This window comes from Kitasatospora cathayae, assembly GCF_027627435.1.
Classification (GTDB): Bacteria; Actinomycetota; Actinomycetes; order Streptomycetales; family Streptomycetaceae; genus Kitasatospora; species Kitasatospora cathayae.
In genome coordinates, this window is the sequence record NZ_CP115450.1 from 237,547 (window position 1) to 258,353 (window position 20,807).

Annotated in this window: 23 protein-coding genes; 11 read left to right on the forward strand and 12 right to left on the reverse strand. The window is 71.5% G+C overall.

The features are described 5' to 3' along the window. Positions 1-231 precede the first annotated feature (231 nt). Positions 232-1,596: a DUF1254 domain-containing protein gene (locus tag O1G21_RS01275; RefSeq protein ID WP_270139968.1), complete on the reverse strand. Its 1,365-nt coding sequence runs from the start codon at positions 1,594-1,596 to the stop codon at positions 232-234. Between the two features lie 385 nt (positions 1,597-1,981). On the opposite strand from O1G21_RS01275, the gene O1G21_RS01280 reads away from it, so the two are divergent. Next, positions 1,982-2,856, forward strand: a protein-coding gene (locus tag O1G21_RS01280; protein WP_270139970.1) for an IS5 family transposase whose coding sequence is annotated in 2 segments (ribosomal slippage) — positions 1,982-2,375 and positions 2,375-2,856 — 876 coding nt in all. Because the reading frame shifts where the segments join, the coding sequence is not laid out codon by codon here. Between the two features lie 21 nt (positions 2,857-2,877). Here the strand turns inward: O1G21_RS01280 and O1G21_RS01285 are convergent. Then, complete coding sequence (locus O1G21_RS01285) at positions 2,878-3,282, reverse strand: hypothetical protein (RefSeq protein ID WP_270139972.1); 405 nt, start codon at positions 3,280-3,282, stop codon at positions 2,878-2,880. A 206-nt stretch (positions 3,283-3,488) separates the two neighbouring features. On the opposite strand from O1G21_RS01285, the gene O1G21_RS01290 reads away from it, so the two are divergent. The 3 genes from O1G21_RS01290 (at position 3,489) to O1G21_RS01300 (ending at position 5,862) form a co-directional block, all read left to right on the forward strand. After that, on the forward strand, positions 3,489-4,442 hold the full coding sequence (locus O1G21_RS01290) for an IS481 family transposase (protein WP_270139974.1): 954 nt from the start codon (positions 3,489-3,491) through the stop codon (positions 4,440-4,442). A gap of 149 nt (positions 4,443-4,591) precedes the next feature. After that, a complete protein-coding gene (locus O1G21_RS01295; protein ID WP_270139976.1) occupies positions 4,592-4,846 on the forward strand; it encodes a hypothetical protein in 255 nt (84 codons plus the stop codon). After that, positions 4,843-5,862 (forward strand): 1-phosphofructokinase family hexose kinase, encoded by a 1,020-nt coding sequence (locus O1G21_RS01300; protein ID WP_270139978.1) that lies wholly within the window; start codon positions 4,843-4,845, stop codon positions 5,860-5,862. The genes O1G21_RS01295 and O1G21_RS01300 overlap by 4 nt, the downstream gene beginning before the upstream one ends. 91 nt (positions 5,863-5,953) lie before the next feature. Here O1G21_RS01300 and O1G21_RS01305 read toward each other — a convergent pair whose 3' ends face one another. Next, positions 5,954-6,652 (reverse strand): DUF998 domain-containing protein, encoded by a 699-nt coding sequence (locus O1G21_RS01305; protein WP_270150735.1) that lies wholly within the window; start codon positions 6,650-6,652, stop codon positions 5,954-5,956. A gap of 285 nt (positions 6,653-6,937) precedes the next feature. Here O1G21_RS01305 and O1G21_RS41960 point away from each other — a divergent pair, with 285 nt between their 5' ends. Continuing rightward, the gene (locus O1G21_RS41960) at positions 6,938-7,264 is read left to right on the forward strand and encodes a hypothetical protein (RefSeq protein WP_456319220.1); all 327 of its coding nucleotides are present in this window, start codon (positions 6,938-6,940) and stop codon (positions 7,262-7,264) included. A gap of 153 nt (positions 7,265-7,417) precedes the next feature. Here the strand turns inward: O1G21_RS41960 and O1G21_RS01310 are convergent, their stop codons facing one another. The 4 genes from O1G21_RS01310 to O1G21_RS41300 all read right to left on the reverse strand — a co-directional run bounded on the left by O1G21_RS01310 (position 7,418) and on the right by O1G21_RS41300 (position 9,631). After that, positions 7,418-7,885: a hypothetical protein gene (locus O1G21_RS01310; protein WP_270139980.1), complete on the reverse strand. Its 468-nt coding sequence runs from the start codon at positions 7,883-7,885 to the stop codon at positions 7,418-7,420. A gap of 531 nt (positions 7,886-8,416) precedes the next feature. Then, positions 8,417-9,007, reverse strand: a complete 591-nt coding sequence (locus O1G21_RS01315; RefSeq protein ID WP_270139982.1) for an acyltransferase family protein — start codon at positions 9,005-9,007, stop codon at positions 8,417-8,419. Between the two features lie 52 nt (positions 9,008-9,059). Then, positions 9,060-9,248: a hypothetical protein gene (locus tag O1G21_RS01320; RefSeq protein WP_270151487.1), complete on the reverse strand. Its 189-nt coding sequence runs from the start codon at positions 9,246-9,248 to the stop codon at positions 9,060-9,062. Beyond that, positions 9,176-9,631, reverse strand: a complete 456-nt coding sequence (locus O1G21_RS41300; RefSeq protein WP_333493543.1) for a CBS domain-containing protein — start codon at positions 9,629-9,631, stop codon at positions 9,176-9,178. The genes O1G21_RS01320 and O1G21_RS41300 overlap by 73 nt, the downstream gene beginning before the upstream one ends. Between O1G21_RS41300 and O1G21_RS01330 the strand changes: the two genes are divergently transcribed. From O1G21_RS01330 to O1G21_RS41625, 5 genes are all read left to right on the forward strand, one after another. Further along, on the forward strand, positions 9,630-11,069 hold the full coding sequence (locus O1G21_RS01330) for an MBL fold metallo-hydrolase RNA specificity domain-containing protein (RefSeq protein WP_270139984.1): 1,440 nt from the start codon (positions 9,630-9,632) through the stop codon (positions 11,067-11,069). The two genes, O1G21_RS41300 and O1G21_RS01330, sit on opposite strands and share 2 nt — an antisense overlap. Before the next feature lie 568 nt (positions 11,070-11,637). Continuing rightward, the gene (locus O1G21_RS01335; protein ID WP_270139986.1) at positions 11,638-12,516 is read left to right on the forward strand and encodes a universal stress protein; all 879 of its coding nucleotides are present in this window, start codon (positions 11,638-11,640) and stop codon (positions 12,514-12,516) included. A 240-nt stretch (positions 12,517-12,756) separates the two neighbouring features. After that, positions 12,757-13,050 carry a universal stress protein gene (locus O1G21_RS41305; protein ID WP_333493413.1) on the forward strand — a complete coding sequence of 98 codons (294 nt, stop codon included), beginning with the start codon at positions 12,757-12,759 and terminating at the stop codon, positions 13,048-13,050. A 96-nt stretch (positions 13,051-13,146) separates the two neighbouring features. Next, entirely contained in the window at positions 13,147-13,680 is a 534-nt protein-coding gene (locus O1G21_RS01345; RefSeq protein WP_270139989.1) for a flavodoxin family protein, read from the forward strand. 52 nt (positions 13,681-13,732) lie between these two features. Continuing rightward, positions 13,733-13,969: a CBS domain-containing protein gene (locus tag O1G21_RS41625; RefSeq protein ID WP_405000569.1), complete on the forward strand. Its 237-nt coding sequence runs from the start codon at positions 13,733-13,735 to the stop codon at positions 13,967-13,969. Here the strand turns inward: O1G21_RS41625 and O1G21_RS01350 are convergent. Beyond that, positions 13,857-14,099: an acyl carrier protein gene (locus tag O1G21_RS01350; protein WP_270139991.1), complete on the reverse strand. Its 243-nt coding sequence runs from the start codon at positions 14,097-14,099 to the stop codon at positions 13,857-13,859. The two genes, O1G21_RS41625 and O1G21_RS01350, sit on opposite strands and share 113 nt — an antisense overlap. Positions 14,100-14,259: 160 nt before the next feature. On the opposite strand from O1G21_RS01350, the gene O1G21_RS01355 reads away from it, so the two are divergent. Next, on the forward strand, positions 14,260-15,513 hold the full coding sequence (locus O1G21_RS01355; protein ID WP_270139993.1) for an RNA-guided endonuclease InsQ/TnpB family protein: 1,254 nt from the start codon (positions 14,260-14,262) through the stop codon (positions 15,511-15,513). A gap of 15 nt (positions 15,514-15,528) precedes the next feature. On the opposite strand, the gene O1G21_RS01360 is transcribed toward O1G21_RS01355, so the two are convergent. Genes O1G21_RS01360 through acsA form a run of 4 tightly spaced genes read right to left on the reverse strand, consistent with a single transcriptional unit; the run spans position 15,529 to position 20,633 of the window. Beyond that, positions 15,529-16,881 (reverse strand): 2-oxo acid dehydrogenase subunit E2, encoded by a 1,353-nt coding sequence (locus tag O1G21_RS01360; RefSeq protein ID WP_270139994.1) that lies wholly within the window; start codon positions 16,879-16,881, stop codon positions 15,529-15,531. Position 16,882: 1 nt separating this feature from the next. Continuing rightward, positions 16,883-17,875 carry an alpha-ketoacid dehydrogenase subunit beta gene (locus O1G21_RS01365; RefSeq protein WP_270139996.1) on the reverse strand — a complete coding sequence of 331 codons (993 nt, stop codon included), beginning with the start codon at positions 17,873-17,875 and terminating at the stop codon, positions 16,883-16,885. After that, positions 17,872-18,894: a pyruvate dehydrogenase (acetyl-transferring) E1 component subunit alpha gene (pdhA, locus tag O1G21_RS01370; RefSeq protein WP_270139998.1), complete on the reverse strand. Its 1,023-nt coding sequence runs from the start codon at positions 18,892-18,894 to the stop codon at positions 17,872-17,874. Before pdhA ends, O1G21_RS01365 begins: the two co-directional genes overlap by 4 nt. Then, the gene (acsA, locus tag O1G21_RS01375) at positions 18,891-20,633 is read right to left on the reverse strand and encodes an acetate--CoA ligase (RefSeq protein WP_270150738.1); all 1,743 of its coding nucleotides are present in this window, start codon (positions 20,631-20,633) and stop codon (positions 18,891-18,893) included. Before acsA ends, pdhA begins: the two co-directional genes overlap by 4 nt. Between the last annotated feature and the right edge of the window lie 174 nt (positions 20,634-20,807).

Below are 20,807 nucleotides of genomic sequence, written 5' to 3' on the forward strand. Positions count from 1 at the left end.
CCGGACAGCCGGGCGCACACCGCCTCGGAGATCGGGCCGCGCGGTGGTGGCAGCGGTGGACCGGACATCGGGTTCCTCCTGGATGCTCAGACAGAAACGTTCCTCGGAGCTCCTTGGGGGCTGTGCTCGCCCCGGCGTGCTGTGAAGTCCGGTACCGTCGAGCTGCGGCTGGCAGGTCGCCCGGACCTTCACCGCTGTGCTCGGCCCGGCGGATCTCCGGTCCGGGCGCCCTCAGGGGAGACGCGTGATCGGCGGACAGGACCAGTGCGCGTCGATGACCTCGGCGCGCGGCAGGTACATGCGCAGGATGACGAACCAGGTGTCCTGCGACGGTATCGGCAGCCAGTTGGCCTCCCGGCCGAGGCCGGGCGAGTCGGGACGCATGGAGATGGTCAGGCCGCCAGCGAGGTCGGTGGCCAGCCCGGGGGTGCGGTCGCCGATCGAGTAGCGGTCGATCGGGTTGGTGATCAGGTTCCGGTTCTCGTCGTAGGCGGTGAGGGACCAGAACGCGTCGACCGGGGGCAGCTGTCCCGGTTCGAAACGGATCTCGTAGCGGCCGGTGGAGAGCCTCTCGCCTGCGGCGTCGTGGAAGGCGACGAGGTAGATCGCTTCGTCGAGATCGTTGGCGGCGACACCGAAGAGGGCCTGCTCGGCGGCACGCTTGAGGAAGTCGTCCCCGAAGTGGCCCATCTGCGGCGGCGGGTAACGCCAGCCGTTGATCGTCTTGGCCCAGTCGCCGCTGAGCAGTTGCTGTTCGAGCATGGGCAGGCCGGAGGCGGCGGCAGCGACCAGGCCCGCCTTGACCGATTCGGGCTGGGACTCGACGTCCAGGCCAGGCCCGACGCCGAGCTGCGCGAACTGTCTCAGCAGGAGTTCGTGGTGCTCCGGAGGAGGGTTCTCGGCCAGCATCGCGTTCAGCGTCTTCCACGCCCCGAGCGGATCCTGCGCCGGATCGACGGGTTCCAGCACGTCGTGGCGCTCCGGCAGCGTGGCGTTGTCTTTACCGAACAGCTGGAGTGGAGTCAGTCGGTACTGGTCCTGCAACGCGTGGACGGCGGGCAGGTCGTGCTCGCCTTCGATGAGGGTACGGCCGAGGACGATGATCCAGGGGCTGGCGGCCGTCGCGGTGCGGCGCACTCCTTCGGGCAGCGTCCCCCGCCAGCCCGGGCCGATGAGTGCGAAGTCACCGGCCCGGGATCCCGTCGCTCGCCTACCGACGTAGTCGTAGTTGTCCGAGGTGATGGCCACCAGTTCGAAAGTGAAGTAGCGATCGCCCATCTCCGGGTGGGAGAGGATGACGGGGCCCTCGCTCAGATCGACCCAGGCAGCCGAGTAGAGAGTGTCGTTGTTGGGGGCCCGGCCTTCCCGGTCGGAGTCGTCGAAGAGCTTGCGAGCGTGCCAGAAGTGGTTGACCGCGGAGTGCGGGGTCATGTCCGTTTCGGGCTTCCGGGTCACCCAGTCGTAGCGGAGCCGGGCGTTGTAGATGTAGGGAAAGCCGTAGACGAAGGCCTGTTCTCCGAGGGTGTAGGCGTATTCGTGGCGCCAGTCGTGGCGCAGTTGCCGCGCGGGGCTGCTGCTCGTGGCCGTGGTCGTCATGACCGCGCTCCTCTCCTCTGGTTGAGTTGAGCAGCACGGCCTCTCACCACACCGCGGGCTGGTGGAACCCAGGCCCCATAGCCGACAGGCGGCTTCGTGCGCCGTGCTTCGCCGGGCACCTGGCGAGTGCTCCATACGGGTGAACGTACTTCTTCGAGTAGATCACCAGGCGCCGAGCTCGGCAACCGAGCTCGGCGGTCCGGCCCGCTCCGTCTGCCGGGAGCCGACAGCCGACGCACGGACACCCGACGTCGCCGCACCGGCCAACAGGGTCCACCGGCTCCGGCTCAGAAGGCAGAGCCCACTGAACACTGCCCAAGCAGCGACGGAACCGAGCTAGGGCCTGTTGCGAAAGTCGATCTTGGCCGTGAGATGATCTTGCTCTGTGTGGCGTGGTGATCTGACGAGCGGCCAGTGGGAACGGCTGGAGCCCCTGTTGCCGATGGGCAAGAAGCCGGGCCGCCCGCCGGTGTGGACCCGTCGGCAGCTGATCGACGGCATACGGTGGCGAACCCGGACCGGGGCGCCCTGGCGAGACATACCTGAGCGGTACGGGCCGTGGGACCGGTGTTACGACCTGTTCCGGCGGTGGCAGCGTAACGGCACCTGGCAGCGGATCCTGGAGCAGTTGCAGGCCGACGCCGACGCCAAGGGGCTGATCACCTGGGATGTGTCCGTGGACTCCACGGTGGCCCGGGCCCACCAGCACGCCGCCGGGGCACGCAAAAGGGGGACCTGCAGAAGGAGCCGCCCGGCGGTGTCGTCGTCGAGCCGGCCGACCATGGGCTGGGCCGGTCGCGGGGCGGGCTGACCACCAAGCTGCACCTGGCAGTCGAGCAGGGACAGCGGGCCCTGGCGCTGGTCGTCACCGCCGGGCAGCACGGTGACTCCCCGCAGTTCCAGACGGTGCTGGGGCGCATTCGGGTGCCCCGGCTCCGCCGGGGTCGCCCACGCACCAAGCCGGACAAGGTGCGTGCCGACAAGGCATACGGGTCCCGCGCCAACCGCGCCTACCTGCGCAGACGCGGGATCCGCTGCACCATCCCCGAGAAGAAGGACCAGATCCGCAACCGCCTCAAGCTCGGCTCGCGCGGCGGTCGGCCGCCGAAATTCGACAAGGCCGACTACCGCGAGCGCCACGCGGTGGAATGCGGGATCAATCGCCTCAAGCGCCACCGGGCCGTGGCCACGAGGTACGACAAGCTCGCCGTCCGCTACGAGGCGACGGTGCTGGTCGCCGTCATCAACGAGTGGCTGTGACCAGCACCATCGCCGCCGAGCCTAGTCCCACACAATGGACCACACAGTCGCGCCGGGTGGCACCTCCGGAATGTCACGAAAGACATCTACCAGCTCTGGGATCACACCGCTGGCCTCGAACCCCTCGATCCACGCAGCGCAGACACTCTCGTCCGCCGTGGTGCAGATGGCGACGGCCTCACCGGCGAGTTCATCCATCTCCAATGTCTCCGGGTGCAGTTGCACCCGGACCCAGGCGACGTCCTCGCGCCTCTCGATGGCGCGGAAACGCTCGGCCAGTTCCGCGAGAGCAGACCGCCCATAGCCCCATTGGTTCGGCGCGATGCATCCTTCGTTGTCGTTACCGTCGAAGAACTCGTCCAGAGTGAGCAACGGCATCACGCCTTCGTCACCAGCACGGTTGATCACTTGCTCGGCGGAGATCATGGTCAAGGATCCTTGCATGACGGAGTGACAGTAGATCGCTCGACGCATAGGCGAAGTGATCACGGCCAACACTTTCGCAACAGGCCCTAGTTGTACTGACCACGGAGGTTGGTGACAGGGCTCACGGCGTGGTGATCTTGAAATGAGTGAGGGCCTTCTGGCTCGGTGTGGATTGCGACATCTGCACCTCAGCCAGAAAGGCCCTCATGCCACACCGTAACGCACCGCTGACCGAGACCGGACGCCTGCGCCTGGCCCGCTGCGTGGTCGACGACGGCTGGCCGTTGCGGCGGGCCGCCGAGCGCTTCCAGGTCTCACCCACCACGGCCAAGCGCTGGGCGGACCGCTACCGGGCGCTGGGCGAGGCCGGTATGAGCGACCTCTCCAGCCGCCCGCACCGCAGCCCCCGGCGGACCCCGTCGCGCACCGAGCGGCGGATCATCAAGGTCCGCGTCCTGCGCCGCTGGGGCCCGGCCCGCATCGCCTACCTGCTGCGGCTCAACCCAGCGACCGTGCACCGCGTGCTGACCCGCTACCGGCTCGCCCGCCTGGCCCATCTGGACCGCGCGACCGCCCGCCCGGTGCGGCGCTACGAACGCGCCGCACCGGGCGAGTTGGTCCACGTCGACATCAAGAAGCTCGGCAACATCCCCGACGGCGGCGGCCACAAGGTCCTGGGCCGTGAGGCCGGCCGCAAGACCCGTTCCGGCGCGGGCTACAGCTACCTCCACAACGCCGTGGACGACCACTCCCGCCTGGCCTACAGCGAGATCCTGCCCGACGAGCGCAAGGAGACCGCCACCGCCTTCTGGGCCCGGGCAAGCGAGTTCTTCGCCCGGGCCGGGATCACCGTCCAGCGCGTGCTGACCGACAACGGCTCCTGCTACCGCTCCCGGACCTGGCGCGATGCCCTCGCGGCCGAAGGCATCACGCACAAGCGAACCCGGCCCTACCGGCCCCAGACCAACGGCAAGGTCGAACGCTTCAACCGCACCCTGCTCGACGAATGGGCCTACGCCAGGCCCTACCGCACCGAACAGGAACGCCGCGACGCCTACCCCGCCTGGCTCCACACCTACAATCACCACCGCGGACACACAGCACTCGCAGGCAAGCCACCCGCCAGCCGCGTCCCCAACCTCACGAGTCAGAACACCTAGTGCTAGTAACCGATGCTGCGCGCTGCCAGTCACCCCGATTCACGGGCCAGCGCACGCGCCGCCGCCAACGGAAGCGCACTCCAGATCGCGCGATCCCGGCTCGCGCACCAGTATGGAAGGCGTATCCGGCCTGAGTGAGGAGGTTGGAGATGGCTGGCGATCTGCTGCGCGGACGCCTGCGCCGGTGGTGCTCGTTCCCGCGCCCGGTCGGCAGCCCGCCGGCACGTATTGGCATCGCGGCGAACCTCCGGGCATCCATCGTCCACCTCACGCTGACCACCATCAACGTCACCGACGGTCTGCTGAAAGTCGTGGCCGACTACGACAACGGGTGGGCCAGCGCTGAGCAGTCGGGACGTCAGGCGGTGGCTGTGGTGACAACAACCGCCGGGCCACTGCGATGAGCGTCGCCGGGGTACCTGGTCAGCCCGCGGCGGGGAGCGAAGGAAGAAGTTCGCCGCCCGGGAGTGCGCCACCGATTCTCACCCTCACGCTGAACCCTACGGTCGACATCTGCTGCGACGTCGGCCATCTGGTGGACATCGGCAAGACCCGCGCCCGGGTCAGGTACGTGGCCGCCGGCGGCGGAGGGATCAACGTCGCCCGCGGCGTGGCGCGGTTCGGGGGGCGGGCAACCGCCTTCCACACCGCTGGCCAGGAGATCGGCCAGCGCCTGAACCGGCTACTGGACGAGGAGGGCGTCGACCACCTCGCCCTCGGGATCGCGGGTGAAACCCGCGAAGCGTTCGTACTGTTCGAGACCGAGTCACGCCGCAGCTATCACATCGTGCCGCACGGCCCGCGACTCGACGACGACGAGGGACGGCGCTGCCTGGACGTGCTGGAGCGGGCAGCGGGCGCTCACCCGTATGTCGTAGCCAGTGGCAGTCTGCCCGGCGGCCTGCCCGACGACTTCTACACGACCGTCGCCCGCCGGGTCAGGGGAGCCGGCTCCAGACTGCTACTGGACACCTCGGGACCGGCCCTGCGCGAGTCGCTGCACGAGGCCGTCTTCCTGCGTAGATGCAACCGTAGCGAGGCCGCCTACCTCGCCGGCCGGGCCGTGCGGAGCTTCGACGACGCCCGCGCAGTCAACGAGCAGCTGCTCGCCGCCGGAGCATCCGAGATCGCCATCACCACCCTCGGGGAACTCGGAGCGCTGTGCTCGACCGTTCAGCGGCACATGGAGCTGCATGCGCCGCCACCGCCCGGAGAGCCCCTCAGCGACGCCGGAGCCGGGGACGCCATGATCGCCGCAATCGTCACCCGCTTGGCCGAAGGCGACGATCCGGTCGACGCCTGCGCGCTCGGGGTGGCCACAGCTGTCGCATCGATGCTCACCCCCGGCATCGAGCCGTTCGATCGGGAGGTGGCCGAGTCCCTCCGCCCCGCGGTGCGGATCACTCGGCTCGGAGGCTGATAACCGCCGCCTGCCGGGACCCGGCCACGGGTCGGCGGTCCGTCCGCCAACGACCGCCGGGCGGATACCGGGCCCGCCGGTTCCCTCGGCATCACTCCGGGTTCGCGGACGGGCCCACGACGGCCGACCGGCTCGTCGGCACCCGCCGCGCCGAGGGTCGGCGGCGGCGCAGGACGTGGAAACTGAGAACCGAACAGAAGAGGGAGACCAACAGGACCTGGGCACGCTCGGGAACGCCGACCGCCCGCGAGCCGACCAGCACCATCGCGATCTCCCCGAGCCCCAGGGCCCCCACCGCGAGCCCGGCCGCCAGGGTGAACAGGCCGAGCCGGTGGTGACCCGGCAGCCCGAGCAGCACGGCGCCGAAGAGTACGGCGGCGATCACCGCAGCCGTGAACTCCAGCAGGCTGGTCAACGTGTGAGTCTGGGCGAGCTGCGCCGTGACGGTGCTCCGGTCCAGGGCTCGGCAGACCGGGTCGGCCGACGGCGCGCAGGGCATCGGCCACACGCCGTCGGCGGCCGAGCTCAGCCCGGTGACCGCGAGGGCGATCGCGGCGGCCACCGCCCGCCGGCTCCCCCGGACGCACGAGGTCGCGAGGCCCGACGCGAGGACGACCAGGCCCACCCCGCCGATCGTGTCGCCCACACGGAACACCACGGCCCCGGGCTGGCCCGCCACGGACAGCTCGCTGACGTACGACCGGATCACGCTCAGCCGCGAGCCCACCACCCACTGCAGCAGGAACGAACTGTAGGCGACGGACGCGAGCAGCCCCACCGCGGCGGCCATGGTCACCCAGAGACCGCCCCGAGTACACGGGGCTCTCGCCCGCAGCAACACCTCACACATGATCGCGGCTCCCGTCCGGCACGCTCGCCCAACACCCACCACCCTAGGACGTGCGCGATCAGGGGCCGTTGCCAGCGGAGGAGAGGTTGAGCTCCTGTTGGTCAGCGGAGAGTCCGGGCCGACCGTGTCGGCCAGGGCGACCGGCAGGGCGAGCCGGTTGAGGAAGGACGGATCCGCGATCTCGACGCGGCCCTGCCGCCGGGCACAGCCGCGGCTTCGACGGCGATGGCCGCAGACGCCGAGACCGACCGGTACTGCGCGCCGTGCATGGACGCGGTCAGCCAGGCCATGGCCCAGCACATCGCCCCGCAGGCGCGCGACCCGACCGACCCGTTCTCGCGCGGGGCCGGGCGGCCGGTACGGCGGGCCGTTCGGCCCTGGTACCGCGACGGGGCGCGAGTAGCACGGGAGTTGGCCTGCAGGGCGAGCGAGGGAGCTCGGCCGGAGCGGCTCCGGATGGTCAAACTGCGCTGTTCGGGGCCGATCTCGACGGTCGGGCTGAGAGGCCGGAAGGGTGTCGACGAGCCCCCGATGGCGACCTCCACCACCTGATCCGGGCAATTCCGGCGTAGGGAGCCCACCTTGCAGGTTCCATCATGGCGAAGGTAGGACGGCCCGGTGCCGGTCCCCCGGTGCCCGCGGGATCGGCGTCGGGCCGTTCGCGCGCCCAGGGTGGGTCGCGCTCGTCCGACCCTTGTGTCAAGTTCACCCGGCGGCGTCGGGGTACCCCAGAAGCGCCCCCAGCGCGTCGGGGAGGGGGAGTTCGTCGTGGGGGACGACGACGAGTTCCGCGCCGGTGCCTACGACCGCGCGGATCAGTGCGGCGTCGGCCGGTTCCTCCCAGCTGGACTCGATTCCGATGTCTGTCAACTCATACCTTGTCAGGCCGATCTGCTTCGGCGTCATGCCGACCCACAGCCGCCGGTGCAGGTCGAACGGGTCATCGATCAGGACGGCTTCGGCCTGGCCCCGGCGCAGGGCGGCGATCGTGTCCGTGAGCCCCTCGGCCGCGCCGCTGCCGCGGGCACGGCGGGCCGGAACCGTTCCACGCAGGCGTTGGCCACGGGCGGATAGCCGGCCGCGGAAGAGGTAGCCGAGTTCCTCTTCCAACAGCGCGCGCTCGGGTTCGGCGTCCGGGCCGCTGCTGTCGCTTCCGACGAGTCGCGGGCGCATACGCTTGGGCAGTTCGCGGGGACCTGCGCCCGCCGTCTCCCGGGTCGGTGGCAAGCCGACGCAGCGGTCGCTGCGCCCGTTGCACGGCCAGGGTCAGTAGGGCGAGCAGAAGGGCCAGGACGGCGAGCCAGAGCGGGCGCAGTGCCCACCCCTGCCAGGAGCCGACAGCGGGCTGGGACACGAGCCCCGGCGGGTAGAGCGTGATCGTGACGATCACCACCGGGACGGGGTACCACGGATAGACCGTCATCACCGCCCGGTTGAGGCGGGCGAGCCGGTTCCGCCGCTTCGCTGTGGCGAGCAGACGCTGCCCGGAGGGCTCCGCCGCCAGGAGGAGGCCGCACTGGGTCGCGGCGAAGGCGAGCAGGGCGATGGACGGCGGCGTGGTGTTGCCGGCGCGGCTGCCGGTACCGACCATGTCCATCGGGAACGGGCCCCAGGCCAGCAGGCCCGCGAGGAGAGCCGCACCGGCCGCGGCCATCACGAACGGGCGGCGGCCGCTGGTGAGTTGACGTCGTGCCAGGCGAATCCCTACTGGTGCATGGAGCCCCACACCAGCAGGTAGTTGGCGAAGCCGACCACTGGCAGACGCGGGCCGAGTACGGCGAGATCCACGGCCGCGGCGGCGATCGCCATCACGAAGGGCAGCCGGAGACCCCACCGGTGATGCGCGGCGAGGAGCACGGGAGTGAGAGCGATCAGCAGCAGGTAGACCGGCAGGAACCACAGGTGCAGGGCGATGTACCAAGCGGTCTGCGCCAGTTCACCCCGACCTGTGCCGCTCGCCCGGGCCGCGGCGACCCCGAGGAAGGCCGCGGCCAGATACACCGTGGCGGGCCAGAGCAGCCGGAGGGCACATCGGCGCACCCAGCTCACCCAGTCCCCCCCGTGGCCGCGGTGCTCGGTCCACGAGGCCGTGTTGGCGAAGCCTCCGACCGGGAAGACGACCGGCATCACCTGGAACAGCAGTGTCAGCCAGCGTCCCCAGACGACGTACTGCAACGCGTCCTGGCCCGAGAGCCGCCCGTCGCGGTAGGTGGGGTTCGTCACCAGCCAGTGACCGAGGACGACCGTGCCGATCGCCCCCACGCGCAGGAGGTCCGCGTAGCGGTTGCGTTCCACGGTTCGGCTCTCCCGGCTGGGATGTTCGGGGTCCTCAGCGTGAGGTCAGGTCCTAGGCACCGAAGTAGAGACGCGGGAGATCGACCAGGATCAGCTCGCCATGGGCTTCGACAGACCGCAGACGCGCGCCGAACCCGGCCGCTCCGTAGAGGGCGGGCCGGGTGCGGCTCACGTTCTCGCCCAGCTCGGCGAGGGCGGCCACGATCCGCTGGACCTCGTGGAGGTGGGGCAGGTCCAGCATCTCGTTCCAGCGCGCCAGCCCGACCGAGAGCAGCGCCAGTCCTGTCGGCGGCCGTGGGCCGTTCCAGCCACTCCGCGGAGCGGGCAGCCCTGGTCGTCGATCACCGGGATCGTGGTGATGTCGTTGCGGTGGAACAGCGCCGCGATCTCCTTGAACGGCGTGTCGGGCCGGGCCGTGGCGACCTCACGGGTCATCACGTCGCCGACGCTGCGGTGCTGCATCGTCCTCACTCCTCCTCCGGTGGTCCCGCCTTCACTGTCCGCCCGCCGCGGGCGCCCGCACAGGGCCGGACGGTCCCTGCCGCCAGGGCCGGTTCGGCCCAGGACAACGCGGCCTGGCGGCGGGACGATGGGGAAACCTCGTACCGTGCTGGAGGCGGCCATGACCACGGACACCGGCCAATCCAAACCGCAGCAGCCCCGACCACAGCCCCGACCGGGCCTGCTGACCTTCCTCGGCGGCGTGGGCACCGTCACCGGCAGCAAGTTCCTGGTCGAGACCGACCACGCCCGCCTGATGATCGACTGCGGCCTGTTCCAGGGCCTGGCCGAGCTCCGCCGCCGCAACCGGCGCCCGCTGCCGCTCGACCCCGCCGACGTCCAGGCCGTCGTGCTCACCCACGCCCACCTGGACCACTGCGGCTACCTGCCCCGCCTCGTCCGGGACGGATTCCGCGGGCCGGTGCTCACCACCCCCGACACCGCCCGGATCGCCGAGCTGATCCTGCGCGACAGCGCCCACCTGCTCCAGGAGGAGGCCGACCACGCCAACGAACACGGCTGGTCCAAGCACCGGCCCGCCGAGCCGCTCTACGACGAAAAGGACGTCGAGAACGCGCTGCGGATGTTCGACCCCGTCCCGCTGGACACCGACGTCGAGATCACCGCGGGCATCGTGCTCCGCCTGCACCGCGCCGGGCACATCCTCGGCTCCGCCTGGGCCCACCTCACCCTGGAGGACGGCCACACGCTGGCCGCCAGCGGCGACCTCGGCCGCCCCGTCCACCCGCTACTGCGCCCGCCCGAGCCCTTCGCCGGCGCCGACGTCCTGCTCATGGAGTCCACGTACGGCCACCGGCACCACGAGGAGACCGCCGCCCGCGAATGGTTCGCCCGCGCGCTGGAACGGACCCTCGCGCGCGGCGGCACTGTGGTCATCCCGTCCTTCGCCGTCGACCGCACCGAGGTCGTCCTGCACCAGCTCACCGAACTGCGCCGGGCCGGCCGCCTGCCGGCCAACGTGCCCGTGTACGTGGACAGTCCGATGGCGCTCGCCACCCTGCAGATCTACCGGGAGGCCTTCACCGCCGCCTCCGACCAGCTGCGCCCGGACGTCCTCGCCGAGGGCCCGACCGCCCTCGACCCGGAACCGTTCACCCTCATCCACTCGCTCCAGGACTCGCTCGCCCTGGACCACGCCCACGGCCCGGCCGTCATCGTCTCCGCCTCCGGCATGGCCACCGGCGGCCGCGTCGTCCACCACCTCGCCCGCCTGCTGCCCGACGCCCGCGACACCGCCGTCGTGGTCGGCTACGCCGCCGAGGGCACCCGCGCCCGCGACCTGGTGGACGGCGCGCGCACGCTGAAGATGTACGGCACCTACGTGCCGGTGCGCGCCGAGGTCGTCAACGTCCCCGCCTTCTCCGCGCACGCCGACGCCGCCGAGATCATCGAATGGCTGCGGACGGCCCCGCCACCGAGCGCGGTCTACCTCGTCCACGGCGAGCCCGAGGGCTCGGAAGCCCTGCGAGACCGGATCGATCGCGAACTCGGCTGGACGGCCGTGGTCCCGCGCTCGGGCGAGCGGGTGCTCGTCCTGTAAGCACGCGCCGCCCGGAAACGCCGGTCACCTCGGATCAGGAGTCCCATTGGCTTCGGCCCGAGCCGAACAGCCGAGGGACCGCGGCGGCGGCAAGCTCATCAAGAGCCTTCCGGTACTCGTGATCCTCCACAAGAACCATGACCAGTAATGCGGACATGCGATGCCAGGCCAGGCCAACGGATCATGGGATGCCATGGGAACAGCGGCGTAGAGCAGCATGTTCGGACGAACGCCCCGCTCAAGCCGCTGGTCACCCTTCCCTATGAACCAGTCCAGCGCAGCTCTCACGGCGGGTTCGGGAATTGGCACACCAGGGAGCCTGGACCGGTCGGCCGGGCGACAACCTCGATCCGGAGCGTAGTGGCCACCTCCTCGTTCGGCCCGTGTTCCACTCTGCCGCCGTCGACCGTCCGTCCCCAGGCTTCCATGAGCCGGCCTGAGTCGCCGGTCAGGGATGTCACAGGCGGGGCCGCCAGGCTCACGGCCCTGAGCCGGTCGGCCCTCGTGCCGGGCACCGGGCCTGCCTAACGTGGGAGCGAGGTCCGGTCGTCTGGTCCGAGGAGGAGCCATGACACCCGTGAGTTCGGACGGCCCGCGCCGTCCCGTCGTCCTCGGCGTCGACGCGCTCGACACCGGCCGGATGACCGCCGGCTGGGCCGCCGACGAAGCCCACCGCCGCGGACTGCCGCTGCGGCTGGTGCACGCCGCCCCGTCCCTGTTCCATGAGTTCGGCGTCTTCGACGAGGGCCGCTACCGCAAGGCCCTGCGCCAGCGCGCTGACCAGGCGCTCGACCGGGCCGCCAGCACGGCCCGCGAACGGCACCCCGGTCTGGAGCTCATCACGGCCGTCGACGAGGACTTCCCGGCCCTGGTGCTGTACAGGGAGTCCGTCCACGCCGAGCTGATGGTCCTGGGCTCCCGTCGGCTGGGGCGGACGGCCGAGCTGCTGAGCGCCTACTCGGTGACCGTCCCGGTGAGCGCCCAGTCCCCCTGCCCGGTCGTGGTCGTCCGCGACCCCGAGCACGTCACCCAGGACCCGCCGTACGTCGTGGTCGGTGTGGACGGCAGCCCGTCCTCGCAGGCCGCCGTCGCCTTCGCACTCGACCTCGCCGCCGAACGGCGGGCCACCCTGCGCGCCATATGGGTGTGGCAGCGCCCACCAGTCGGCAACCTCGACGAGCCTGCCACCGAACGGATCCTCCGCCGGCTGCTCGTCGAGTCCACCGCCGGACGGCACGAGCGCCACCCCGACGTGACCGTCACCCACGAACTGGTGCACGGCCACCCGGTCGAGGAGCTGGGCGCCGCGTCCGAGCACGCCCTCGCCGTGGTCGTCGGCCGCCGCGGGCAGGGCGGTTTCACCGGCATGCGGCTGGGCTCCGTCCCGCACGGCCTGCTGCACCGCGCGCACTGCCCGATCGTGATCGTGCCCACTCCCCGGCGCTGAGCCGAGCCGACGCCGGGAGGCAGCGGTCGTCGCTCCCGCCGATCCTCGGTCGTGGACCACGGTCTCGGCATCCGGCTCGACCGGCCGTTCCCGCAGGCGGCCCGGAGCCTGGCCGCCACGATCGACTCGCCACGGGACTGAGGAGCACACCGTGAACCCTCCCGTCGTCGTCGGATTCGACAACTCGCCCGAAAGCCTCGCCGTCACCGCGTAGGCCGTCCACGAGGCGCAGTGCCGCAGGTGCTCTCTCGTACTTCTCCACGCCTGGCCCGGGCCGGCGCGGGACGTGGTCGGGAGCGACGAGACCTACCAGCGTGCCAGCCCTGGCGGGCCCGCTGCCCCCAGCTGGACGTGGCCGCCGACCTCGTCCGGGGCCACACTGCAGCCGTCCTCGTGGACACTGCGGCGACGGCCCGGCTGCTCGTCGTCGGCCGCCGCACCCGCTGGCTACCGCTCGGCACCCACCTCGGCCCGGTGGCCCATGCCGCGATCCACCACGTCCACTGCCCGGTCGAGGTCGTCCCGCACGGCTGACCGCCGCAAGACCGTCCGGTGGCCGATCCGGGCCGAACGGCCCACCTGCGGACCGCGCTCACGGCGCGAGCCTGGTGGTGACGAAAGGTGGAGACCATGCACACCGTGATCGTGTACGAAAGCATGTACGGCAACACCCGCGAGATCGCCGAGGCCATCGCCGAGGGCGTCCACCAGGCCGACCCCACCGCGTCCGTCGACTGCCTCCCGGTGGCCGAAGCCATCGCCGACGTGACCCGGTCCGCGGACCTGCTGGTGGTCGGCGGCCCGACCCACATCCACGGCATGTCCTCCGGGCTCAGCCGCCGGATGGCCGTCGCGGCCGAGAACCGCAAGGAAGGCCGCGAGAACGCCACCGCCGAAGCCCGGCAGACCGCCGAGGGACCGGGCCTGCGCTCCTGGTTCCACGACCTCCCGAACACCGAACCCGGCACCTACGCCGCCGCGTTCGACACCCGCGTCGGCACCCCACTGGCCGGCAGCGCAGCCGACGGCATCGCCCAGCGGCTCTCCCGACACCACTACGACGTGGTCGCCGAACCCGAGGGCTTCATCGTCGAGGGCACCGACGGCCCGCTGCGCGCCGGTGAACTCGACCGAGCCCGCGCCTGGGGCGCCCGCCTGGTCTGACCGGCCCGTCCCGGAAGAGGAGACCAGGTAGCAGCGCACCATTCATGACGTGATGACCCGGAACATGGTCGTCGCGCACCGCGAGACCACCTTCAAGGAGATTGCCGGGCTGTTCCACCGCCACGGCATCTCCGCCGTGCCGGTCGTCGACGAGCGGCACCGCCCCGGCCGCGCGCTCAGGTTCGCTCGGCCAGGAGGGCCGCGCCGTCCGCGAGGGTGGTCAGGCGCGGATAGTCGTCCTCGTCGATCCGGCACCCCGCCCGTTCGGACAGCCGCTCGACGAGGGTGAGGAAGTCGATGGAATCGAGTTCGAGCGTCTCCCGCAGGTCGATGTCCGGTCCGATCCGCCCGAAGTCCGCGTCCGGGACGATCTCAGTCAGCACCTCCTGGAGGAGGGCCAGGGCCTGGTCGTGGTTCACCTTTGATCTCCTAGGATGCCCCGGCCTCCAGGCCGGGGAGATGGGGGTCCCCCGCCCGGAGGGTGGGGGAAGGTCCTTGGCTCGGAGCCGCGAAGCGGCGGAGTGGTCTTCGGAGGTTCTGACGTGAGCCGTTGTCAGTGCCTGTCGGTAGGTTGATCGTGTGCACCTGAGGTACTCCTATCGCATCTACCCGACGTCGGGTCAGCGCGCTGCGCTGGCCCGGACGTTCGGGTGTGCGCGGGTGGTGTACAACGACGCTCTCGCGGTGCGGAAGGAGGCCCGCAAGGACGGGAAGCCGTACCCCAAGAGCGCGGATCTTCAGAAGCTGGTGATCACGTCGGCGAAGAGGACCGCCGAGCGGGGGTGGCTGGCCTCGGTCGGGGTGGACCCGCTGATCCAGTCCCTCCGGGACCTGGCATCGGCTTACCGGAACTTCTTCGACTCGGTGTCCGGCAAGCGGCAGGGCCGGCCGGTCGGCTTGCCACGGTTCAAGTCGAAGCGCCTCTCTCGGCAGAGCCTGCGGTTCACCCACAACGGGTTCCGCATCCGGTCCAACGGCAAGCTGAACCTGGCGAAGATCGGCGATGTGCGGGTGAAGTGGTCGCGGGCCCTGCCCGCCGACCCGTCGTCCGGGACGATCGTGCTGGACCCGTCCGGCCGCTATCACGCGAGCTTCGTCGTGGACGTGGAACCGGTCCACCTTCCCGAGATCGATGCCGAGGTCGGCATCGATCTCGGGCTCACCACCTACGCCGTCCTCTCCGACGGCTCGGTGATCGACAACCCTCGCTTCCTCCGCAAGGCGGAGAAGAGGCTCAAGGCCGCGCAGCGGGAGCTGTCCCGCAAGGCCAAGGGGTCGAAGAACCGGGCCAAGGCCCGGCGCAAGGTCGCCAAGGCCCACGCCAAGGTGGCCGACACCCGCATGGACTGGCTGCACCAGCAGACCACCAGGATCATCCGCGAAACCCAAGCGGTGTACCTGGAGGACCTGAACGTGCGCGGCCTCGCCCGAGGCCGCCTGGCCAAGTCCGTCCACGACGCCGGATGGTCCACCTTCCGGCGCCTGATCGAAGAGAAAGCAGCCCGGTACGGGAGACACATCGGCATCGTGCACCGCGCGTTCCCGTCCTCCCAGCTCTGCTCGGGCTGTGGGCACCGCGACGGGCCCAAGCCCCTCGCGGTGCGCGAGTGGGCCTGCGGCGTGTGTGGTGTGCTGCATGACCGTGACCTCAATGCTGCTCGCAACATCCTGGCCGCCGGGCAGGCGGACAGGCTAAACGCCCCTGGAGGGCCGGTCAGTCCTGGTGTGGCGATCCCACGCCAGGCACGGCCCGTTGAACGGGGAACCCACCTCGGCGACCAGCGGTCCACGGGCGTCCGTGCCGCAGGCGCGGGAGGAATACCCGCCCCTTGAGGGCGGGGAGGGATGTCAAAGCTCCTCCGGTTTCTGCAGCAGCCGGTCGAGCGCCGCCAGGTAGCGGGCGCCGGTCGCCCCGTCGCTGGCACGGTGGTCCGCGGAGAGGGTGGCGGTCACCACCGGGCGGACGCCGAGCATGCCGTCGACGGCCCAGGGCCGTTCGACGACCCTGCCGAGACCCACGAGCGCGACCTGTGGCGGGTAGATGACGCCGAAGACGGCCTCCACTCCCTGGTCTCCCAGGCTGGTGACGGTGATCGTCGGGTCGGTGGTCTCGGAGCCGCGCAGCCGCCCGGCGCGCGCCCGGGTCACCAGGTCCCGCAGCCGTGCCATCAGCTCGGCCGGCGACAGGTCGGCGGCGTCGTGGATGGCCGGTGCGACCAGCCCGCCGCCGCGCAGTGCGACGGCCACGCCAAGGTGGACCGCGGGCGCGCGGACGAAACCGCCGTCGGTCCAGAAGCCGTTGAGCTGCGGCACCTCGCGAGCCGCCAGGGCCGCGGCTTTGAGTAGCAGGGCGGCTGGCACCAGCCGTTTGGACACCGGGAGTTGACGGTTGCGCGCGCGAAGCCAGTCGATTGCGGGGGAGAGGCCCACGGTGGTGGAGAGGTAGTAGTGCGGGATCTCCCGCTTGGAGCGGGCCATCAGGTCGCCGACGGCTCGGCGCATCGCCTGCTGCCGGTCCGCTGCGGCCCGCGTCTGCGCGCTCTCCGGGGACGGTGCCGGGGGCGTGGGCGGGGGCGTGGGCGGGGACGCCGTGCCGATGACGGCCCGGACGTCGGACACCCGGACCGCTCCATCCGTGCCCGTTCCCGTCACGGTGGCGAGGTCGAGCCCGGCCTCCGCCGCGACGCGCCGGGCCAGCGGCGTCGCCCGGACCCGGGACCCGGACGGCAGTGCCTGCGCACCGGTGGCCGGGCGCCGTGGCGCCACCTGCCGCTTCCCGGTCCACTTGCCCGGCACCGCGGCCACGACATCGGCCCGGGTGATCCGTCCGCCGGGGCCGGTCCCGTGCACGGCGGCGAGGTCCACCCCGCTGTCCTCGGCCAGGTGTCGGACGAGCGGTGTGGCTCCCGGCCCGCCGGCCCGCGCCGGCTCGGGCGCCAGTCCCGGTGCCGGCTCGGGCGCGGACTTCACGGTGTCGATGACGGCCATGGCAGCGCCCACCGGGACCGTCGCCCCGGGTTCGACCAGCAGCCGCTCGACCGTGCCGGTCTCGAAGCACTCGACCTCGATCGCCGCCTTGGCCGTGTCCACGACGGCCACGATGTCGCCGCGGGCCACCCGGTCCCCCGGGTGAACCAGCCATTCCAGGAGCGTCCCCTCGGTCATGTCGGCGCCGAGGGCTGGCATGGTGAACTCGGCCATCTCAACCGACCGCCCGCCGGGCCGCCGCCACGATGCCCGCGACCTGCGGAAGGGCGGCCTCCTCCAGCTGCCGGGCGTACGGCACCGGCACCTCGGCCCCGCACACCCGCTCCACCGGCGCGTCCAGGTCGTAGAACCCCTGCTCGGCGATCCGTGCCGCCACCTCGGCCGACAGCCCCGCCGTGCGCCAGCCCTCGTCGATCACCACGGCCCGGTGGGTGCGGGCGACGGAGGCCAGGGCCGTCGCGTCGTCCAGCGGGCGGAGGGTCCGCAGGTCGACGACCTCGGCCTCGATGCTGTCCGTGGCCAGCCGCTCGGCGGCCTCCAGTGCCTTGCCGAGCGAGCCGCCGTGGGTGATGAGGGTGACGTCGCTCCCGGCGCGGCGGACGGCGGCGCTGTCGAGGTCAACCGGAGCGGCGCCCGGGTCCGGGGTGCCGGTGACGTTGTAGAGGGAGCCGTGTTCGAAGATCACCACCGGATCGGGATCCGCCAGCGCGGGCGCCAGCATGTACCGGGCGTCGTCCAGGGTGGCCGGGGCCAGCACCCGGATGCCCGGGATGTGGGCGTACCAGCCTTCGAGGCTGTGCGAGTGCTGGGCGGCGAGCTGTCGGCCGGCGCCGGTGGTCATCCGGATCACCAGCGGCACGGCGACCTGTCCGCCGGACATGTGCAGCAGCGTCGCGGCGTTGTTCAGGATCTGGTCCAGGGCGAGGAGGCTGAAGTTGACGGTCATCACCTCGACGATCGGCCGCAGGCCGGCGATGGCCGCGCCGACGCCGGCGCCCACGAAGGCCGACTCGGACAGTGGTGTGTCGCGGACGCGGTCGGGTCCGAACTCGTCGAGCAGTCCGAGGCTGACGCCGAAGGCACCGCCGTACCGCCCGACGTCCTCGCCCATCAGGAACACCCGCTCGTCGGCCGCCAGGGCCTCGCGCAGCGCCTCCCTGAGCGCGTCCCGGTAGGTCGGCTCCCGAGCTGCTTTCGCCCCGGTCACGGCCGTTCCCCCGCGGGGCTGTACACGAAGCGCAGCAGGTCCTCCGGAGGTTCCAGCCCGCCTTTCCCGGCCTCCTCCACAGCCCGCTCCAGTTCCTCGGAGACCTCCTTCTCGACGAGATCGAGCCCGGCGTCGTCGAAGCCGTCCTCGGCGCGCATCCGGTCGGTGAGGAGGGTGATCGGGTCTCGCTGCTTCCATTGCTCGATCTCGGCCTTGTCGCGGTAGAGGTCCGGGTCGTACATGGAGTGCGCGCGGAAGCGGTAGGTGCGCAGTTCGAGGAAGTAGGGGCCGGCTCCCTCCCGGACGGCCTGCGCCGCGCGCCGGACGGCCCGTTCGACGGCCAGGACGTCCATGCCGTCCACGGCCCAGGCGACCAGCCCGTAGGAGGCCGCCCGGGCGGCCAGGTCGATCTGGGCGTGCTCACGGGCCAGCGGGGTGCCCATGGCGTACAGGTTGTTCTCGCAGACCATCAGCAGCGGCAGGTCCCAGAGCGCGGCGAGGTTGGCGGTCTCGTGGAACTCGCCCTCGGCGACCGCGCCGTCGCCGAAGAAGCAGCACGTGAGGTTCGGCCGGCCTCGCATCCGGTCGGCCAGCGCCAGGCCGGCCGCCACCGGGATGCCCCCGGCGACGATTCCGTGGCCGCCGTAGAACCGGCGGCCGACGTCGAACAGGTGCATCGACCCGCCCCGGCCCCGGCTGCAGCCGGTGACCCGGCCGAGCATCTCGGCCAGCACCGCCGCCATGGGAATGCCTCTGGCCAGCGCGTGGCCGTGTTCGCGGTACGTGGTGACCACGGAGTCCTCGGGCGTGAGCGCCTGGTGAACGCCGACGGAGACGGCCTCCTCGCCGATGCACAGATGGACGAAGCCGCGGATCTCTCCGGCGCTGTACAACTCGACGCACCGCTCCTCGAAGCGGCGGATGCGCAGCATCTCCCGCAGCAGGTCGTGCCGGTGTTCGCGGCCGCCCGGCGGCCCGAGGCTACCGCGGTGCGGGTCGGCCGCCGTCCTGCGGGTCATTTCGTCTCCTCCAGGGTCGACAGATCACCCTCGGGCAGACCCAGTTCACGGGCCCGCAGCAGCCTCCGCATGACCTTGCCACTGCGGGTCTTCGGCAAGTGCTGGTCGAAGGCGATCTCGCGCGGGGCGATGGCCGGGCCGAGCCGCCGCCGGGCGAACGCGGTGAGGTCCCGGGCGAGTCGGTCGCCCGCCTCGAACCCGGGCTTGAGCGAGACGAAGGCCTTGACGACCTCCCCAACCACTGGGTCGGGACGGCCGATCACCCCTGCCTCGGCCACCGCAGGGTGCTCCATCAGCGTGCTCTCGACCTCGAACGGGCCGATCAGGTGCCCGGCTGACTTGATCACGTCGTCCGCCCGCCCGACGAACCAGTAGTAGCCGTCGACGTCACGCCGGACCACGTCCCCGGTGAGGTACCAGCCGTCGGCGAAGCAGGACCGGTAGCGTTCCTCAGCGCCGAGGTAGCCGCGGAACATCGACGGCCAGCCGGGCCGCAGAGCCAGCTCGCCCTCCGCCCCCGGTTCGTCCAGCACCCGGACCCTGCCGTCGGTGACCTCCGCGCGCCCGTTCGGCCCGCGGGCGAGGACACCCGCCGTCACACCAGGCAACGGCAAGCCCATCGAGCCAGGCCTGATCTCGGCACCGGCCACGTTGGCGATCATGATGCAGCCGGTCTCCGTCTGCCACCAGTTGTCGTGGATCGACAGGCCGAGGATCTCCGGCCCCCAGCGCACCGCCTCGGGGTTGAGCGGCTCACCCACGCTGGCGATGAAGCGCAGCGCCGACAGGTCGAAGGAACGCGGCAGGTCCGGCGGGCTGCCCCGGGGGCTCATCCGCATCAGCATCCGGATCGCCGTCGGCGCGGTGTACCAGACGTTCACCCGCTGCTCGGCCAGGATGCCGTACCAGCGCCGGGCCTCGTACTCGCCCGCGTCGACGACCATGGTCACCCCGTGGGTGAGCGGCGCGATGATCCCGTAGGAGGTGCCGGTCACCCAGCCCGGGTCTGCGGTGCACCAGAACACGTCGTCCGGGCGCAGGTCGAGCGCCAGCGCGGCGGTCGCGTGGTGGGCGACGACGGCCTCGTGCACGTGGACCGCGCCCTTCGGCCTGCCGGTCGTCCCGCTGGTGAAGTGCAGCAGCGCCATGTCCTCGGGATCGGTCTCCGGGATCGTGAAGTCCTCGGACGCGCCGGACGTCAGATCGTCGAACGCGATGGTTCCGGGCAGGTCCCCGGTACCCGGGCCGACGATCAGGACGTGGTCCAGTCCGGGCAACCCGTCGCGTCCGTCCGCCACCTTGCGGCGGTACAGCTCCGCAGTGGTGACCAGGACCCGCACCTCCCCGAGCCGCAGCCGCTCCGCCACCGGCGCCGGGCCGAAGGCGGGAAACAGCGGGCAGAACACCGAGGTGTTCTTCAGCGTCCCCAGGACGGACACGTACAGCTCCGGGCAGCGGCCGAGCAGTGACGCGACCCGCTCCCCCTTCCCGACACCGAGGGCCCGCAGCCCGTTGGCGAATCGGTTGCTGCGCCGGGCGAGTTCGGCGTACGAAACCGGGGTGACCGTACGGTCCGCGGCGATGCAGCGAAGTGCGACCTTGTTCCCGTGTCCGGCTGCCACGTGCCGGTCGACGGCCTCGTACGCGATGTTCAGCCCACGCTGTCCGGGCAGCCCGTCGAGCTGCGCCCGGGCCCGCTCCCAGACGGGGTCTCGCCCGGGCGCCCGGCCCCCGCCCATGTCGGCTACCACCCCCGGTGCACGTTCCTGGACCACGTCGCCGTCCACGGCGGCTCCTTCCGGACCGCGAGCCGGTGTCCGGGCCCGCTCCCCCCATCGTCCGGCGGCTTCCTGGCCTCCGCGAGACGGCGTCCGGTCGTTCATCGGTGCCCGTTCGCCTCGGTCCGTCAGGGC

Coding starts and splice junctions, on each gene's coding strand:
- O1G21_RS01275 (WP_270139968.1), bottom strand. CDS start 1,596: ATGACGACCACGGCCACGAGCAGCAGCCCCGCGCGGCAACTGCGCCAC.
- O1G21_RS01285 (WP_270139972.1), bottom strand. CDS start 3,282: ATGATCTCCGCCGAGCAAGTGATCAACCGTGCTGGTGACGAAGGCGTG.
- O1G21_RS01290 (WP_270139974.1), top strand. CDS start 3,489: ATGCCACACCGTAACGCACCGCTGACCGAGACCGGACGCCTGCGCCTG.
- O1G21_RS01295 (WP_270139976.1), top strand. CDS start 4,592: ATGGCTGGCGATCTGCTGCGCGGACGCCTGCGCCGGTGGTGCTCGTTC.
- O1G21_RS01300 (WP_270139978.1), top strand. CDS start 4,843: ATGAGCGTCGCCGGGGTACCTGGTCAGCCCGCGGCGGGGAGCGAAGGA.
- O1G21_RS01305 (WP_270150735.1), bottom strand. CDS start 6,652: ATGGCCGCCGCGGTGGGGCTGCTCGCGTCCGTCGCCTACAGTTCGTTC.
- O1G21_RS41960 (WP_456319220.1), top strand. CDS start 6,938: ATGGCCGCAGACGCCGAGACCGACCGGTACTGCGCGCCGTGCATGGAC.
- O1G21_RS01310 (WP_270139980.1), bottom strand. CDS start 7,885: ATGCGCCCGCGACTCGTCGGAAGCGACAGCAGCGGCCCGGACGCCGAA.
- O1G21_RS01320 (WP_270151487.1), bottom strand. CDS start 9,248: ATGCTGGACCTGCCCCACCTCCACGAGGTCCAGCGGATCGTGGCCGCC.
- O1G21_RS01330 (WP_270139984.1), top strand. CDS start 9,630: ATGACCACGGACACCGGCCAATCCAAACCGCAGCAGCCCCGACCACAG.
- O1G21_RS41300 (WP_333493543.1), bottom strand. CDS start 9,631: ATGGCCGCCTCCAGCACGGTACGAGGTTTCCCCATCGTCCCGCCGCCA.
- O1G21_RS01335 (WP_270139986.1), top strand. CDS start 11,638: ATGACACCCGTGAGTTCGGACGGCCCGCGCCGTCCCGTCGTCCTCGGC.
- O1G21_RS01345 (WP_270139989.1), top strand. CDS start 13,147: ATGCACACCGTGATCGTGTACGAAAGCATGTACGGCAACACCCGCGAG.
- O1G21_RS41625 (WP_405000569.1), top strand. CDS start 13,733: ATGACCCGGAACATGGTCGTCGCGCACCGCGAGACCACCTTCAAGGAG.
- O1G21_RS01360 (WP_270139994.1), bottom strand. CDS start 16,881: ATGGCCGAGTTCACCATGCCAGCCCTCGGCGCCGACATGACCGAGGGG.
- pdhA (WP_270139998.1), bottom strand. CDS start 18,894: ATGACCCGCAGGACGGCGGCCGACCCGCACCGCGGTAGCCTCGGGCCG.
- acsA (WP_270150738.1), bottom strand. CDS start 20,633: ATGGGCGGGGGCCGGGCGCCCGGGCGAGACCCCGTCTGGGAGCGGGCC.